Source organism: Flavobacteriales bacterium TMED191 (assembly GCA_002171975.2).
In the GTDB taxonomy this organism is placed as follows: Bacteria; Bacteroidota; Bacteroidia; order Flavobacteriales; family TMED113.
The window spans coordinates 19,902-36,141 of sequence record NHIO02000019.1 but is presented as its reverse complement, the minus strand read 5'-3'; the positions used below and the strand labels follow the sequence as shown (position 1 = coordinate 36,141).

Below are 16,240 nucleotides of genomic sequence, written 5' to 3'. Positions count from 1 at the left end.
TTATAGTACTAAATAACTTCTATAAAATTGTTCAAATTCTTGTTTCATATCAAGAGCTTTTGGGTGGTTGTTTTTTGAAGCTATCTCAACTAATTCATTATAAAATTGCAAATTTCTTAAGATCTCCATAGATACCCCTATTATTTTATTTTCTGGGAAGGTGAGATAGTATTGCAGCTCAGATGTATAAGTAGTGTGTAATAAATCAATAATTTTATTAGCACTTTCTGTCTCATTTATGTTATAATAACTTTTAATAATCGGGTGAACAAAATAATTTAATGCAACTTTTTCTCCAGGCATAATTGTCATGCAATAATCAAGAACTTTTTTTGCTTTAATATATTCTTTTTCTTTTATCAATTTTTGAGCTAATCGACTGAAATTATTTCTAAAATTCATTGTCATACGAATATTGGTTTCGTCCAGGTAAATATCTTCATTTAAATTACCCCATTTATAGTCTTTCATAAGGATGGGATATAATATTGAGGAGTCAATACCACCCATCTCGCTAGATTCGTTTGTATAATTTTTTGGCATTAGTTTATAAACCATACCGTCTAGACGAAAAAAATCATTTAAGTATAAAAATGACCTTCCTGAGCTACCTATAGTAATTGCAAAATAAATAGGTCTTTCCCAGTTGTTTTGTTCGATTAGGTCGAGGATCATAATATCCTTTTTTTCTAATTGACTAGTTTTCAATTCTATGTCAAGAAAGTCTAGTACAGAGTCACGATGTAAGTCGGTTATATTATTTTTATTAACAGGTATTCGAATTTTTTTTGTGTAATAAAAGTCATAGTCTTTACCTATATTTATTTTTGTTTCCTGGCGATCGCTTTTAATCCATTTATTAAAATCCTTTAAATTTAGACGTCTGTCGCTAGCTCCCTTGTCAATAAATATTGCAACATCTCTTGTTCCTTGTTTATATTGGTTGCGATTTAAGCTAAACGGCAACCCTTTACCATCATATGCATCGCGTTTCATTTGATCAATATACCAATCTGTGTTTAATAGACTCAGATTAACAATACGAACATCTGTTCTATATCCTTCTACTTCCTGAATATACCATAAGGGGAAGGTGTCATTGTCACCCATTGTAAATAGTATTGCATTTGGTTCACAGGATTTTAAGTAGTTCTTTGCAAACTCTCGAGCAGTATACCTATTAGATCTGTCATGATCATCCCAACCTTCTGCAGCCATTAATGTTGGAATAAATAATAATGTCACTGAAACAAGTAGGCTGATAGTTTTATTACTAACTAATTTTTTCAGAAAATAATAAACTTGAATCGTGCCTAGTCCAATCCATATAGTAAAAGCATAAAATGAACCTACGTATGCGTAATCTCTTTCACGGGGTTGAAATGGAGTTTGATTTAGCTCAACAACAATTGCAAGGCCTGTAAAAAAGAACAATAAAAAAACAGCCCACGTGTCTTTCGGGTTTTTTTGATAATGAAAAAACAATCCAATTAAACCTAGGATTAATGGAAGAAAATAAAATTTATTTCTTCCAGCATTTTTTTCTAAATGATCAGGTAGTGATTTTTGGGGTCCAAGGCGTGTATCATCAATGAAATTAATTCCGCTAAGCCAATTACCATTATTTAATTCACCATGACCTTGTTTGTCATTTTGTTTGCCAGCAAAATTCCACATAAAGTATCGAAAATACATATGGTTTATTTGATATAAAAGGAAAAATTTTAAATTTTCTGTAAATTTTGGTTTTTGTTTTATGTTATTTATCCCTGCCCATTCTTGATAAGCAGAAATATGTCTTTCATCTCTACTCCACATTCTAGGAAAGATTCCACTTTTTTCGTCGTCATATAATGGGACAGATTGTTTACGGTCATCGGATACTACATATTTGCCTTTCTTAATATCTTTCACATAAACAGGATTACCATCTTTGTAGTTTATGACTTCAGTATTGTAGTATTGCCCATATAGAAGGGGGGTGGTGCCATATTGTTCTCTATTAAGATATGATAAAAGACTTACAGCATCTTCAGGACTATTTTCATCAATCGGTGTATTAGCATTAGAGCGAATAACTAGGGTGAAAAATGACATGTATCCAAGTAGTAAAAATGTAAATGCTAAAATAGAAGTATTTAAGTTAAAGTATTTGTGTCGAAAAGATAAAATTAGGGAGTAAACAATACCTCCAATAGTTATAAGAAAGAAGAATATAGTACCAGAATTAAAAGGCAATGAAAGATTATTGATAAAAAATATTTCAAATTTACCAGCAAGATTAACAAATTGAGGAATTATCAGGTTATAAATTAAACCTAATAATATAACGGCGCAGATATTCGCTAAGATGAAACCTTTAAAATTAAAAGAATAATTTTTAAAATAATATATAAGAACAATTGCTGGAATAACTAATAAGCTAAGCATATGAACACCAATAGAAAGTCCAATTAGGTATGCAATAAATACCAGCCATTTATTCGCTTTTTGATTTGTATCCACTTCACTTTCCCATCTTATAATGGCCCAAAAAACTACAGCAGTAAATAATGATGACATTGCATAAACTTCGCCTTCAACAGCTGAGAACCAAAAAGAATCGGAGAATGTGTAAACCAAACTTCCAATTGCAGCACTTAAGGTTGCAATTGCATTTTCTTGTTTATTTGTAATTTTTTTAGCAATTCTTTGGATTGTCCAAAATAAAAAAATGATAGTTCCTGCACTACACAATGCAGACATAAAATTCACCATTAGAGCAACTTTAGAAGTATCACCAAGGGCGAGTTGTGAAAATAAATTGGCTATTAATAAAAATAATGGTGCACCAGGGGGATGCCCAACTTGTAATTTGTAAGCTGTAGCAATATATTCTCCGCAGTCCCACCAACTGTTTGTAGGCTCCATTGTCAAGCAGTAAGTTGTTAGTGCAACTATAAAAACTAACCAAGCAGATATATTTTCTATAACACTGGTTTTCATTATCAATAATTTTATTTTATGTTCAAAATGCTAAAATACACATTAAAATGATTTAATTCTTTAAAATTTACAAATTGAATTCATAACATTATTTGTACAATTTTTGTTTGTTACGTTGGAATATTTAATTTTGCATTTTTGTCCGATGGTGTAACTGGCAACACGTCTGGTTTTGGTNCAGAAGAGTCTAGGTTCGAGCCCTAGTCGGACAACTAAGTAATTTAATTGGTTTAAATATGATAAATACGATTATTTTATTTAAATTTGCACTACTTTAACGTATTGGTAATATTCTTTAAAGGGCTTAGGCCCTTTATTTTTTATAAAAAATTATAATTATGGATACATCAGCAATAATAGATTCTTTTGTAGAATTTAAGGATGATAAAAATATTGACAGGATTACTCTTATGGGACTTTTGGAACAGTCTTTTAGAGCATTATTAATAAAGCAATATGGATCAGATGAAAATTTTGATATTGTAGTTAATGCAAATAAAGGTGATTTGCAAATATTTCACAATAAAATAGTAGTTGAAGATAAAAAAGTAGAGGATTCTCATAGCGAAATTGCATTGTCAGATGCATTGAAAATAGAGGATGATTTTGAAATTGGAGATGAAGTAGCTATTGAAAAGAAAATTGAGGACTTTGGAAGAAGAGCAATACAAACATTAAAACAAAACTTGATTTCCCAAGTTTTAGCCCATGACTATGAAATTATAAATCAGTCTTATAAAGATCGAATAAGTGAAATAGTTTCAGGTGATGTCCATCATATTAGACATAGAGAAATTATTTTAATGGATGAAAGTGATACTGAGTTAATTATGCCGCGGGATGAGCAAGTTCCATCTGATTTTTTTAGGAAAGGAGATACGGTTCGAGCTGTTATTAAAGATGTGCAGTTTAGTAAAGGGAAGCCAAGAATTATCGTATCCCGAACCTCACCTGCTTTTTTAGAAAGATTATTTGAGTTGGAAATTCCTGAGATTGCCGATGGATTAATTGTGATAAAAAATGTTAAACGAATCCCTGGAGAGAAGGCAAAAGTTTCCGTAGAGTCTTATGATGAGAGAATAGATCCGGTTGGAGCATGTGTTGGTATGAAAGGTTCTCGAATTCACAGTATAGTAAGGGAGCTTGGAAATGAAAATATCGACGTTATTAATTATACAGATAATTTGAAATTATTTATCACTCGGTCACTTAGTCCAGCTAAAATATCTTCTATTCAGATAGATGATGAGACCAAAAAGGCGGATGTTTATTTAAAACCAGATCAAGTTTCATTAGCTATTGGTAAGGGAGGATATAATATTAGACTAGCTGGTCAGTTAACAGGATATGAAATTGATGTTTATCGTGATATAGATGAAGATGAAGACGTCGCTTTAACAGAGTTTGCAGATGAAATAGATGGGTGGATTATTGATGTTTTTAAATCAATTGGATGCGATACTGCCAAATCTGTATTAGAGCTAGGAGTAGAGGAGTTAAGTAGACGTACAGATCTAGAAGAGGAAACAATTACAGAAGTTCAGAATATTTTAAGATTAGAATTTGAAGATTAATTTAAATGAGATTAAGTAAGGCAGCAAAAGGTTTAAATATAACTATTCAACGAATAGGTGAATTTCTTTCTTCTCACGGTCATGAGATACAGGTATCCCCTAATACTAAACTGCCTGAAGATTTGTACGATTTATTATTGAAAGAATTTTCATCCGATCTTAGCCAGAAACAAAAAGCCGATGCTGTCTCTGAAGAGAACAGATTAAAAGTAGAGAAGAGACTACAGAAGAATGACGATCTTGCTGAAATTGAAAAGTCTAAGGATTTGAAAATACATTCACCTGAATTAAAAATATCCACCGTTGAGGATGTTAAGATTGATAATGCCAAGGTTGACGATACCAAGGTTGATGATGTTAAGGTTGATGATGTTAAGGTTGATGATGTTAAGGTTGATGATGTAAAGAGTCATGATACTGAGATTAAAGAAGATAAGGTAGAAGAAGTTAAGGTAGAAGAAGATAAGGTAGAAGAAGATAAGGTAGAAGAAGTTAAGGACAAGTCTATTGAGACTGATAAGGTTGAAAAATCGGAGTCTTTTATTGATAATAATTTGTCTAAAAATGAAGATAAGCAAAATGATCCCCTAGATAATGTAAAGGGAAATAGTAAAGAGAGTAAAGATTTTTCTACAATTAGCCGGCCATCGGAAACTAAAATTAAATTAACAAAATTAGGTACCATTCAGTTACCAGAGAAAAAATCAAAAAAAAGAGTAGCTTCATCTTCACACTTGGACACTAAGAAGAAAAAACGTAAAAGAATCATTGGAGAATCGCCAAAAAGTAATAAAACAAAGAAAACTCTTCCCGATGTTAAGGAGGTTAAAGATAAAATTGCTGAGACTTTAGAGAAGTTAACTTCTAAAGGAAAGTCAAAAGGTGCAAAAATAAGAAGAGAAAAGAGACAGGAAAGAAAAGAGAAAGCATTAGAAGATCAAATGAAGCAAGCAGAGCAGTCTTCTACAATTCAAGTCACTGAATTTGTTACCGTTAGTGAGTTTGCGAATATGATGAATGTGAGTGTCAATGATGTCATCTCAAGTTGTATGCAGTTGGGTATTATGGTTACTATGAACCAAAGGTTGGATGCTGAAACATTAAATATTGTTGCCGAGGAGTTTAATCATGCTGTCGAATTTGTTAGTGCTGAGTTAGAAGAGTTTATTGAAGATGATGTTGAAGACAACGATGAAAATAAAAAACCGCGTTCCCCAATTGTTACTGTAATGGGTCATGTGGATCATGGAAAGACATCTCTATTAGATTACATCCGAAAAGCTAATGTTATTGCAGGTGAGGCAGGAGGTATTACTCAACACATTGCTGCATATGAAGTTTCTGTCAGTGATGATGAAAGAAAAATAACTTTTATAGATACTCCTGGACATGAGGCTTTTACAGCTATGCGAGCCCGAGGTGCTCAGGTTACTGATGTGGTGATTATTGTAATTGCATGTGATGATGCGGTAATGCCACAAACTAAGGAGGCTATTGCGCATGCACAGGCAGCTAATGTGCCAATGATTTTTGCGTTTAATAAAGTTGATAAAGACGGTGCAAACCCTGACAAGATAAAAGAACAATTATCAGCAATGAATTTGTTAGTTGAAGAGTGGGGTGGAAAGTATCAAAGTCAAGATGTATCTGCAAAGACAGGTCAAGGTGTTGATGAATTGCTTGAAAAGGTTTTATTGGAATCAGAGATGTTGAGCCTTACCGCTAACCCAAATAAACTAGCCAAGGGAACGGTTTTAGAAGCATCTTTAGATAAGGGTAAAGGCTATGTAACTACTGTGCTAGTTCAAGAAGGGTCTTTGTCAATTGGAGATTTTATGTTAGCTGGCAGATTCACTGGAAAGGTCAAAGCACTCTTTAATGAGAGAGGACAAAAAGTGAATAAAATTCCACCATCAGCCCCAGTTACACTTTTAGGTCTAAATGGTGCTCCCCAAGCAGGAGATGTATTTTATGTTAGAAAAGATGAAAAAGAAGCCAAAAGTATTGCTGCTAAAAGAGATCAGTTACAAAGAGAGCAAAGTGTCCGAACGCATAAACATATTACTCTTGATGAAATTGGTCGAAGGCTTGCTATTGGAGACTTTAAAGAACTAAATATTATTCTTAAGGGGGATGTTGATGGTTCAATAGAAGCATTAACAGACTCATTGTTAAAGCTTTCAACAGAAAAAATACAAATTAATGTTATTCATAAGGCAGTTGGTCAAATTACTGAATCTGACGTTCTGCTTGCATCAGCTTCGGATGCAATAATAATAGGTTTTCAGGTGCGTCCATCTTTATCGGCAAGAAAACTAGCTGAAAAAGAAAAGATAGATATTAGGCTCTATTCGATTATTTATGATACTATTAACTCTATTAAGGATGCAATTGAAGGTATGCACGAAGCTGAAATGATTGAGAAAGTATTGGGTAATGTAGAAATACGAAATGTTTTCAAGTTAACCAAAGCAGGTGTTGTTGCTGGTTGCTATGTGTTAGATGGAATGGTTGTTCGAAATTCGAATGTAAGATTAATTAGAGATGGTATTGTAGTTTATACTGGATTGTTAGATTCTCTCAAAAGATTTAAAGAGGACGTAAAAGAGGTTCAGAAAGGTTATGAGTGTGGTTTAACTATTAAAAATTTCAATGACATTAAAGTTGGAGATATTGTAGAAGTTTTTCAGGAGACAGCTAGTTAGTTTTTGTGGTATTTTTTAAATGTTTCAATTGATACTTTCTCTTCGAATACAAACGAAGATTTAAATTGATTTCTTATACCTTTTCTTTTTTTATCGGCATCTTTTTTATCTAAATAAGCTCCAGTAACTGCCTTAAAGTATGGTGGTTCAAAAACTTCTTCGACAATTTCTAGTGGAAATATTTTTAAATAATTTTTTTTAATCTTTTTAATTCTTTCTGGTGACTCGCTAGAGATTAAAACAATTCTATAAACTGATATTTTGTTGCTTTTTCTTAACACTTGGTATTGTGTTATAAGTGAATCTATTTTTTGGTTTTGATAATATAATTTTGGTTTCTCATCCTGAGTTTTTGCTAAGAAGCTAAAAATTATAAAAAAAAAGATTGTAAATGATTTCATATTTTATAAAGTTCAAAATTATAAATTTTTTTACAAAATATGATATAAATCATATAACTTTCTGATTATCAAATAATGAAGTTGAAATGTGATTTATCGAGTTATTTGGAAACATTCTAAATTAACTTTTTTAGTTAAAATATTTCTCACAAATATGATTTAGATTTCAAATAAATTATATCTTTGGTATCACTATAAAATGATAATTTGAATTCAACTAAAATGATAATTTCCCCGACATCAATTATTGCTAGATTTTGTTCATTGGGGTCTGTCATGGTTATTTTATTTTTATCTATTGCTTTGCAACCAGTTTTTTCTCAAGATGTTGAAGCTGGTGCAAGTTTATTTAAGACCAATTGCGCATCATGTCATTATTTAGGCCCGGAAGACAAAAAACTTATTGGACCTGGTTTGAATGATGAAATTTTTGAGGAATACACTCAAGATTGGCTATATTCTTGGATAAGAAATTCTTCTGAAATGATCGAAAGTGGGGATAAGCAAGCAGTTGCTATCTATGAAGAATATAATAAGGCTGTAATGACAGCGTTTCCATATTTTTCTAATGAAGACATTGATAATATATTAGCATATATAAAGGAGGGACCTATTAACGAGGAAGTGGTGGTGTCTGAATCAACGGAGTATACTGAAATTCCTCAAAATAATAACTTACTTTATATAGTTTTATTTATAGTTATATTCAATACAGTTCTCTTAATTTATGTAAAAAATGTCTTAAAAGATGCAGCAGGAGTTCAAAGAACTGGTTTTTTCAATGATATCCTGTCTTGGATTAAATTAAATCCATCTTTTATTGTTCTTTTTTCAGTTTTGGTGGTTTTTAGTGGTATAAAGGGCTGTTGGAACGCCACATCTAAGATAGGTGTAGCGCAAAATTATCAACCAGATCAACCAATCGCGTTTTCTCATCAGCTTCATGCTGGTGAACAAGGAATTGACTGCAATTACTGTCATCATTCTGCCAGAGAAAGTAAGCATTCTGGTATTCCATCAGCCAATGTATGTATGAATTGCCATACTTATGTAAATGAGGGACGAAGTGAAGAAGGCACTAAAGAAATAAATAAAATTTATGAAGCTATCGGCTTTGATCCTAATTCTAAAACATATATACCTGGCTATGACCAAAAACCTATTGAGTGGGTGCGAATTCATAATTTACCTGATTTGGCATATTTTAATCATTCTCAACATGTGAATGTTGCAGGACTTGATTGTCAGACATGTCATGGTCCGGTGGAAGAGATGGATGTAGCTTATCAGTATTCAAAATTAACTATGGGATGGTGTATAAATTGTCACAGAGAAGAAGAAATTGATACTGATAATCCCTATTATCATGATTTGCATGAAAAATGGATTGATAAATATCATGGAGAAGAAATAACGGTTGATATGATTGGTGGAAGGGAGTGTGCAAAATGTCATTATTAAAAAATTTATGAAAGAAGAAAAAAAATATTTTAATAGTTTAGGTCATTCTACAAAGAATGTGTCAACTCATAATGAGTTTGATGAAAAATTACCATTAGAGGCTATGTGGGAAAATGCTGATACCCTATCAGCTTCTTCAACTAGCAGAAGAGACTTTTTAAAATTTCTTGGATTTGGAACTGTTGCTGCTACTCTTGCTTCCTGTGAAGCTCCTGTTGTTAAGTCTATTCCCTATCTAAATAAGCCTGAAGAGATTGTTCCTGGAAATCCACTGTATTATGCAAGCTCTTACTTTGCTGAAAACACCTTTGCAAGTTTACTTGTTAAGACAAGAGAAGGAAGACCTATTTTATTAAGTTCCAACAATAATCCGTCTTTTGGTGGAGGAATAAATGCAAGATGCCAAGCCTCTGTATTGTCATTATATGATTCCAATAGACTTAAGGGGCCATTAAAAGATAATAAAGACATATCATGGGCATCTTTAGATCAAGAGATAATACAAAAGCTTAATGAAGCAAAAAAGAAAATAGCAATTGTTACGTCAACTATAATTAGCCCTTCCACAAAAGAATTAATAAAGCAATTCAAACAATACTATAAAAATGTTAGTGTAGTTACATATGATGCATTATCAAAAGATGCAATTCTGTCTGCAAATCAAGAAACTTTTGGAAAGCGATTTATTTCTACTTATCGTTTTGATAAATCAGAATGCATAGTTTCTTTTGGTGCAGATTTTTTATCGGAATGGTTAGATCCAGCTCACGCTAGGCAATATACACAAAACAGGAAGCCTGAAAATGGAAAAATGTCTAGACACTATCAGTTTGAAAGTCTACTTTCAGTGACAGGTGCCAATGCAGATAAGAGAGTTCCAATAAAAGCTAGTCATCAGGCTTCATACGTAACTAGATTGTATGATACTTTACTTAAAATTCTAAATAAGAAAGGTATTGGTTCCGCTAAAACACAGCATGATTCATTAATTAATAAAATTGCTAATGATTTAATTGTAAACAAGGGTAAATCTTTAGTTGTGTCAGGTAGTGACGATACGAATATTCAAATTATCATTAACCATATTAATATTTTATTAGGAAATTATGGTACAACAATTTTAACGAGTCGTAAATCTAAATTATTTTCCTCTAAAGACTCTGATATCATCAATTTAGTTGATGATATGAATAAAGATAAAGTTGATGTTGTAATGTTTTGGGATACAAATCCAATGTACACTTTTCCAGATAAAAATAAATTCATGTCTGCTCTCAAGAGGGTTTCATCCAAGGTTTCTTTTTCTGAATCGATGAATGAAACAGCTATTTTATGTGATTATATATGCCCCACAACAAACTATCTAGAAAGCTGGGGAGATATGAATCCTTATACAGGATTTTATTCTTTGCAGCAACCTACAATTTCACCCTTATTTAACTCTAGACAAGTTCAGAATAGTTTGCTAAAATGGATGGGTGAATCAAAGTCATATTTGACTTATTTAAAATCATTTGTAAAAAATAATATTTCTAGTAATTGGAATCAAATTCTTCACGATGGATATATTGAGAAGGATATTGCTGATAATGAATTAAGTGCTATGTCTTTTGACACAAGTATTACTAAGAAAATAAGTCGCCCCTCTAATAATTTGGAATTAGAACTATATGTTAAGGGGTCTTTAGGTCATGGTGTTTATTCAAATAATCCATGGTTACAAGAGTTACCTGATGTAATTTCTAAAGTTACATGGGATAATTATTTGACAATCTCACCATCTCATGCAAAGGAATTAAATATAAAAAACTGGCATGTATCCAATGGTGCGTTGGATGGAAATATGGTCAATCTAAAAGTCAATAATAAAACTTTAAAATGTCCGGTATATATTCAGCCAGGTCAGGCACATGGCACGTTAGGTCTTTCATTTGGATATGGTCGTACTGAAACAGGTAAAGCAGGTAAAAATATCGGTGTTAATGCATTTAGTGTTTATAGTAATTTTAATAAAACTAGCACAAGTGATGTTAGTATTGAAATTATTGATGAGACGCATGAGTTTGCTTGTACACAAAATAGCCATACTATGATGGGTAGAAATATTGTAAAAGAAACAAATTTATCCGAATACCTTAAAGATAAAACTTCTGGAAATAAGCAGTTTCTACTCCATTCTCATAAAGGCCATGTAAAACCTTCTGATTTAAGTTTATGGAAAGATCATGAGAGAGATGTACATTTTTGGAATATGTCAATCGACTTAAATTCTTGTACTGGTTGTGGTGCTTGCGTTATTGCATGTCATGCGGAAAATAATGTACCTGTAGTTGGGAAGGAGGAGGTTCGAAAAAATCGAGATATGCACTGGCTCAGAATTGACAGATACTACTCAAGTGACATGACAAAACAAAAAGCAAAAGAAGATGGGATTGGTTCTGTTGAAATGTATAAGAAGATGGAAGAGCCAGCATCAGCTGAAAATTTAGAAGTAGTTTTTCAGCCAGTTATGTGTCAGCATTGTAATAATGCTCCTTGTGAAACTGTATGTCCTGTCGCGGCCACGACACACTCTAGAGAAGGATTGAATCATATGACCTACAATAGATGTATAGGTACAAGATATTGTATGAATAATTGTCCCTACAAGGTAAGACGATTTAACTGGTTCAATTATGCTAATAATGACCAGTTTGATTTTAACATGAACGATGATTTGGGTAAAATGGTTTTAAATCCGGATGTAACAGTTAGGTCTAGAGGAGTGATGGAAAAATGTTCAATGTGTATACAAAATATTCAAAAAACTAAATTAGACGCTAAAAAGGAAAGAAGAAAAATTAAAGATGGAGAAATAAAATGTGCATGTGAGAAGGCATGCGATACTGGAGCTATTGTATTTGGTGATGCTTTGGATAAAAATAGCAGAGTTAGTAAAGAAAAGAAAAACGAAAGATCATATTATTTAATTGAAGAATTAAATACCAAACCCTCGGTTTTTTATAAAACCAAGGTTAGAAACAAAAAAATATAAATTAATGAATCACGAGTCGGAAATAAGAGAACCATTGATAATAGGCAATAAGTCGCTTCATGATATTAGTGAAGATATTTCAAAGCCTATTGAAACCAGCGCAAATAAGTGGTGGTGGGCTTTATTTAGTGTTTCAGTGCTAGCTATGTTATGGGGTTTTGGATGTATTTTTTACACTATTGGAACAGGTGTGGGAGTTTGGGGGTTAAATAATACAATTGGCTGGGCTTGGGATATAACAAACTTTGTGTGGTGGGTTGGAATAGGTCATGCTGGAACTCTTATTTCAGCAGTATTATTATTATTTAGGCAGAAATGGAGATTGTCAATTAATAGATCTGCAGAGGCTATGACGATATTTGCTGTTGTACAAGCAGGCTTGTTTCCACTGATTCACATGGGAAGAATATGGGTAGGATACTGGGTGTTTCCACTTCCTAATCAATATGGCCCTCTTTGGGTGAATTTTAACTCCCCTCTATTATGGGATGTATTTGCCATATCTACTTATTTTTCCGTCTCTTTAGTTTTTTGGTACATGGGATTAATTCCCGATTTTGCATTAATTCGAGATAGAGCTGTTAAGCCTATTATGAAGAAAGTTTATACTGTTTTATCTTTTGGTTGGTCTGGGAGAGCTAAGCATTGGCAAAGACATGAGGTCATGTCGCTAGTATTAGCAGGTTTATGTACACCATTAGTTTTATCTGTTCATACTATTGTAAGTATGGATTTTGCAACTTCTGTTATTCCTGGTTGGCATACCACAATTTTTCCACCATATTTTGTTGCAGGAGCTATTTTTTCAGGTTTTGCCATGGTACAGACTTTATTATTAGTTATGAGAAAGGTTGTTAATATGGAGTCATATATTACAATACAACATATTGAAATGATGAATATTATCATTATGGTTACTGGATCAATTGTTGGTATTGCATATATTACAGAATTATTCATGGCTTGGTACTCTGGAGTTGAGTATGAGCAATATGCTTTTTTAAATAGAGCAACAGGACCTTATTGGTGGGCATACTGGGCAATGATGACATGTAATGTTGTTTCTCCACAGCTAATGTGGATTAAAAGCTTGAGAAGGAATATCGTATTTACATTTATTTTGTCAATATTTGTTAACATAGGTATGTGGTTTGAGCGTTTTGTAATTATTGTAACTTCTCTACATAGAGATTATTTACCTTCAAGTTGGTCAATGTTTTCTCCAACTTTCGTTGATATTGGGATTTATATTGGAACTATAGGCTTTTTCATGGTATTGTTTTTATTGTATTCTAGAACATTCCCAGTTATAGCCCAGGCAGAATTAAAAACAATTTTAAAATCATCTAGTGACACATATAAAAAGAAAAAATGATTAAAGAAAAAGTTATTTACGGTATATATGATGACGATGATGTAATCTTGAATGCAGTTAAAAATATTCGAGAAAAAGGACATTATGTTAATGAAGTTTATACTCCATTTCCTATTCATGGACTAGATTCCGCAATGGGTCTAAAGTATTCCCGAATTGCTATTACCTCATTTATTTATGGATGTATTGGAGCTTCTTGCGCTTTATTAATGTTTTGGTACATCATGATTCATGATTGGCCAATGGACATTGGAGGTAAACCAAACTTTACTTTAAATGAAAATTTACCAGCCTTTATTCCCGTTACTTTTGAGATGACAGTTTTTTTTGCTGCTCATTTAATGGTAATTACATTTTTGATTAGATGTGGATTGTATCCAGGTTCTTCATCCAAGAGTCCAGACCCTAGAACAACTGACGATAAGTTTTTAATGGAAATTCATGTTGAAGATGATGTAAAAAAGGTTGAAAAAATAAAAGAGTTAATGAAAAAAACAGGAGCAACAGAAGTTAAAGAAAAAGAATAATTTTATGTTAAAAATTGTAAATTACATATGTGTTTTTTTAGTCATCTTACTTACATCTTGTGGTGACTCCGCTTCTGATGGAAAACCGTTTACATCACATCCTGGCTATGAGTATATGCCAAATATGTATCGATCTCCGTCATATGAAACCTATTCGGAAAACCCACTTTTTAGCAATAATTCTACTGCTAGAAAACCAGTTGTAGGAACTATTGCGAGAGGCCATATGCCATTTGAATATGATAATAATTTGGAAGATTATCTACGTGCTGGAAAAAAATTAATAAATCCGTTGCAAAAAACGGAAAAAAATATCGCAGATGGAGAAGCTTTATATGGGATGTTTTGTGCACACTGTCATGGGAAAAATGGTGATGGAAAAGGTTCTGTTACTCATCCAGTTTATGGTGCTATACCTGCTTATAATGATAATGTGCAAATTAGAAGAACAGGTTCAACAATGAGTGAGTTAAAAGATGGTAATATATATCATGCTATTACTTATGGTTTAAATGCGATGGGACCCCATGCGTCTCAAATTTCACCTGAGGAACGTTGGAAGATTATAATGTTTGTTAATAATTTACAAAAAGAAGAAAAGTAGATGTATAAATTTGAACGAAATACTAAAATTTTGTGTATAGTGCTAATGTTTATTGGTGCAATTGCTTTATTATATGGTTTTGTTTCTGCTAGCAATAATAGCTATTCAGATAAAGAAATTAAAAAAATAGTCAAAGAATTATATAAGCAAAATTCAAGTAAGGAATCTGAATCAAATAAATATGAACACAAGGAAATGCACCATGCTAATGATAATCATTATAAGCACGGAGAACTAGAAGACTATCACTATGCTTCTCTTTTTGCAAAAATAGAAAAGAAATTTAATTGCCATTTAGATTATGATCAAAAGAAAAATGCTCATAGTTTAGATGATGTTATATATGTCACGAAACATTATTTCCATACGATTAAACAAAGACCATGGTCAAGTTTGCTAGTTAGTAATTTATTTTTTTTAATGATATCATTAGCAGCTTTAGTATGGCTGGCGGTTCAATACATTTCACAATCTGGATGGTCTGCCTCATTACTAAGAATTCCACAAGCAGTTAGTTCATTTTTGCCATATGGAGGAATTATTATGTTATTTATAATTATAACAGGAGTTCTACATTGGCATCATACTTATCATTGGATGGATCAAGCATTAACATCAGAATATGTATTTCAAGAAACAATTGATTCAGATTACCCTAAATATACAAATGAAAAATCGGATGATGTTATTTTAAATAAAAAGTTTGATAGTATTATTGCAGGTAAAACAGCTTTTTTAAATATTCCCTTTTTCTTGATAAGATCTGTGGTGTATTTGTTGATCTGGTGTTTCTTTGCTTTTATTCTTAGAAAATATTCACTTAATGAAGATTTGGATGGTGGAATTAAATGGCATAATAAAATATTTACTCTTTCAGCTATATTTATTGTGCTCGCAGCTATTACAACATCTACGGTTGCATGGGATTGGATAATGTCAATTGACACTCATTGGTTTAGTACGCTTTTTGGATGGTATACCTTTGCGTCCTTTTTTGTGTCTGCATGTGCAGTTATAGCAATTATTACAATCCATTTAAAATATAAAGGTTATTTAGATGACATTAATGAAAATCACATTCATGACTTTGGAAGATATTTATTAGCATTTAGTATTTTTTGGACATATACTTGGTTTTCTCAGTATCTATTAATTTGGTATGCTAATATCCCTGAGGAGGTAACATATTATCTTGTAAGGTTTGAGCACTATCATATATTAATAATAATTGCACTTATTTTAAACTTTGTAAACCCGATGTTATTGATTCAAGATAGGGATGCAAAAAGATTAAAAGGACAAGTTTTATTTGTTGCAATTCTAATTCTAATAGGTCACTATATTGATGTTTTTGTTATGATAATGCCAGGAACCGTTGGTACCCATTGGCATATGGGTTTTGTTGAAATAGGTGTATTTTTAGGTTATATTGGGTTTTTTACATATGTTGTTTTATCTAACCTAAGTAAGGTAGCCTTACAACCAAAGAATCACCCTATGTTAGTAGAGAGTAAACATCATCATATTTAATAAATTATAAAATGATAAATGTATTAATTGTTTTTATTGCCATT

Annotated in this window: 10 protein-coding genes and 1 tRNA gene; 9 read left to right on the top strand and 2 right to left on the bottom strand. The window is 32.0% G+C overall.

The window, feature by feature from the left end:
• Complete coding sequence (locus CBD51_001360; GenBank protein ID RPG60241.1) at positions 1 to 2,985, bottom strand: DUF2723 domain-containing protein; 2,985 nt, start codon at positions 2,983 to 2,985, stop codon at positions 1 to 3.
• A gap of 139 nt (positions 2,986 to 3,124) precedes the next feature.
• On the opposite strand from CBD51_001360, the gene CBD51_001355 reads away from it, so the two are divergent.
• From CBD51_001355 to CBD51_001345, 3 genes are all read left to right on the top strand, one after another.
• A tRNA-Gln gene (locus CBD51_001355) sits at positions 3,125 to 3,200 on the top strand.
• Positions 3,201 to 3,323: 123 nt separating this feature from the next.
• On the top strand, positions 3,324 to 4,559 hold the full coding sequence (gene nusA, locus CBD51_001350) for a transcription termination/antitermination protein NusA (protein RPG60240.1): 1,236 nt from the start codon (positions 3,324 to 3,326) through the stop codon (positions 4,557 to 4,559).
• A gap of 5 nt (positions 4,560 to 4,564) precedes the next feature.
• Positions 4,565 to 7,264: a translation initiation factor IF-2 gene (locus CBD51_001345; GenBank protein ID RPG60239.1), complete on the top strand. Its 2,700-nt coding sequence runs from the start codon at positions 4,565 to 4,567 to the stop codon at positions 7,262 to 7,264.
• Here the strand turns inward: CBD51_001345 and CBD51_001340 are convergent.
• Positions 7,261 to 7,665 carry a hypothetical protein gene (locus CBD51_001340; GenBank protein RPG60238.1) on the bottom strand — a complete coding sequence of 135 codons (405 nt, stop codon included), beginning with the start codon at positions 7,663 to 7,665 and terminating at the stop codon, positions 7,261 to 7,263. The two genes, CBD51_001345 and CBD51_001340, sit on opposite strands and share 4 nt — an antisense overlap.
• 222 nt (positions 7,666 to 7,887) lie before the next feature.
• Here CBD51_001340 and CBD51_001335 point away from each other — a divergent pair, with 222 nt between their 5' ends.
• The 6 genes from CBD51_001335 to CBD51_001310 are packed head-to-tail and all read left to right on the top strand — an operon-like array spanning position 7,888 to position 16,196.
• Positions 7,888 to 9,126, top strand: coding sequence for a cytochrome C (locus CBD51_001335; GenBank protein RPG60237.1), 1,239 nt, complete (start codon positions 7,888 to 7,890; stop codon positions 9,124 to 9,126).
• Between the two features lie 7 nt (positions 9,127 to 9,133).
• Complete coding sequence (locus CBD51_001330) at positions 9,134 to 12,160, top strand: 4Fe-4S dicluster domain-containing protein (protein ID RPG60236.1); 3,027 nt, start codon at positions 9,134 to 9,136, stop codon at positions 12,158 to 12,160.
• A 4-nt stretch (positions 12,161 to 12,164) separates the two neighbouring features.
• Positions 12,165 to 13,535, top strand: a complete 1,371-nt coding sequence (locus CBD51_001325) for a hydrogenase (GenBank protein RPG60235.1) — start codon at positions 12,165 to 12,167, stop codon at positions 13,533 to 13,535.
• Positions 13,535 to 14,062, top strand: coding sequence for a DUF3341 domain-containing protein (locus CBD51_001320; GenBank protein RPG60291.1), 528 nt, complete (start codon positions 13,535 to 13,537; stop codon positions 14,060 to 14,062). Before CBD51_001325 ends, CBD51_001320 begins: the two co-directional genes overlap by 1 nt.
• A gap of 4 nt (positions 14,063 to 14,066) precedes the next feature.
• Complete coding sequence (locus CBD51_001315; GenBank protein ID RPG60234.1) at positions 14,067 to 14,666, top strand: cytochrome c; 600 nt, start codon at positions 14,067 to 14,069, stop codon at positions 14,664 to 14,666.
• Positions 14,667 to 16,196 carry a quinol:cytochrome C oxidoreductase gene (locus tag CBD51_001310; protein ID RPG60233.1) on the top strand — a complete coding sequence of 510 codons (1,530 nt, stop codon included), beginning with the start codon at positions 14,667 to 14,669 and terminating at the stop codon, positions 16,194 to 16,196. It abuts the gene before it with no gap.
• Positions 16,197 to 16,240: the final 44 nt, after the last annotated feature.

Excerpts from the sequence above, each read along its gene's own strand:
- CBD51_001360 (RPG60241.1), bottom strand. The coding sequence starts at position 2,985 with ATGAAAACCAGTGTTATAGAAAATATATCTGCTTGGTTAGTTTTTATA.
- nusA (RPG60240.1), top strand. The coding sequence starts at position 3,324 with ATGGATACATCAGCAATAATAGATTCTTTTGTAGAATTTAAGGATGAT.
- CBD51_001345 (RPG60239.1), top strand. The coding sequence starts at position 4,565 with ATGAGATTAAGTAAGGCAGCAAAAGGTTTAAATATAACTATTCAACGA.
- CBD51_001340 (RPG60238.1), bottom strand. The coding sequence starts at position 7,665 with ATGAAATCATTTACAATCTTTTTTTTTATAATTTTTAGCTTCTTAGCA.
- CBD51_001335 (RPG60237.1), top strand. The coding sequence starts at position 7,888 with ATGATAATTTCCCCGACATCAATTATTGCTAGATTTTGTTCATTGGGG.
- CBD51_001330 (RPG60236.1), top strand. The coding sequence starts at position 9,134 with ATGAAAGAAGAAAAAAAATATTTTAATAGTTTAGGTCATTCTACAAAG.
- CBD51_001325 (RPG60235.1), top strand. The coding sequence starts at position 12,165 with ATGAATCACGAGTCGGAAATAAGAGAACCATTGATAATAGGCAATAAG.
- CBD51_001315 (RPG60234.1), top strand. The coding sequence starts at position 14,067 with ATGTTAAAAATTGTAAATTACATATGTGTTTTTTTAGTCATCTTACTT.
- CBD51_001310 (RPG60233.1), top strand. The coding sequence starts at position 14,667 with ATGTATAAATTTGAACGAAATACTAAAATTTTGTGTATAGTGCTAATG.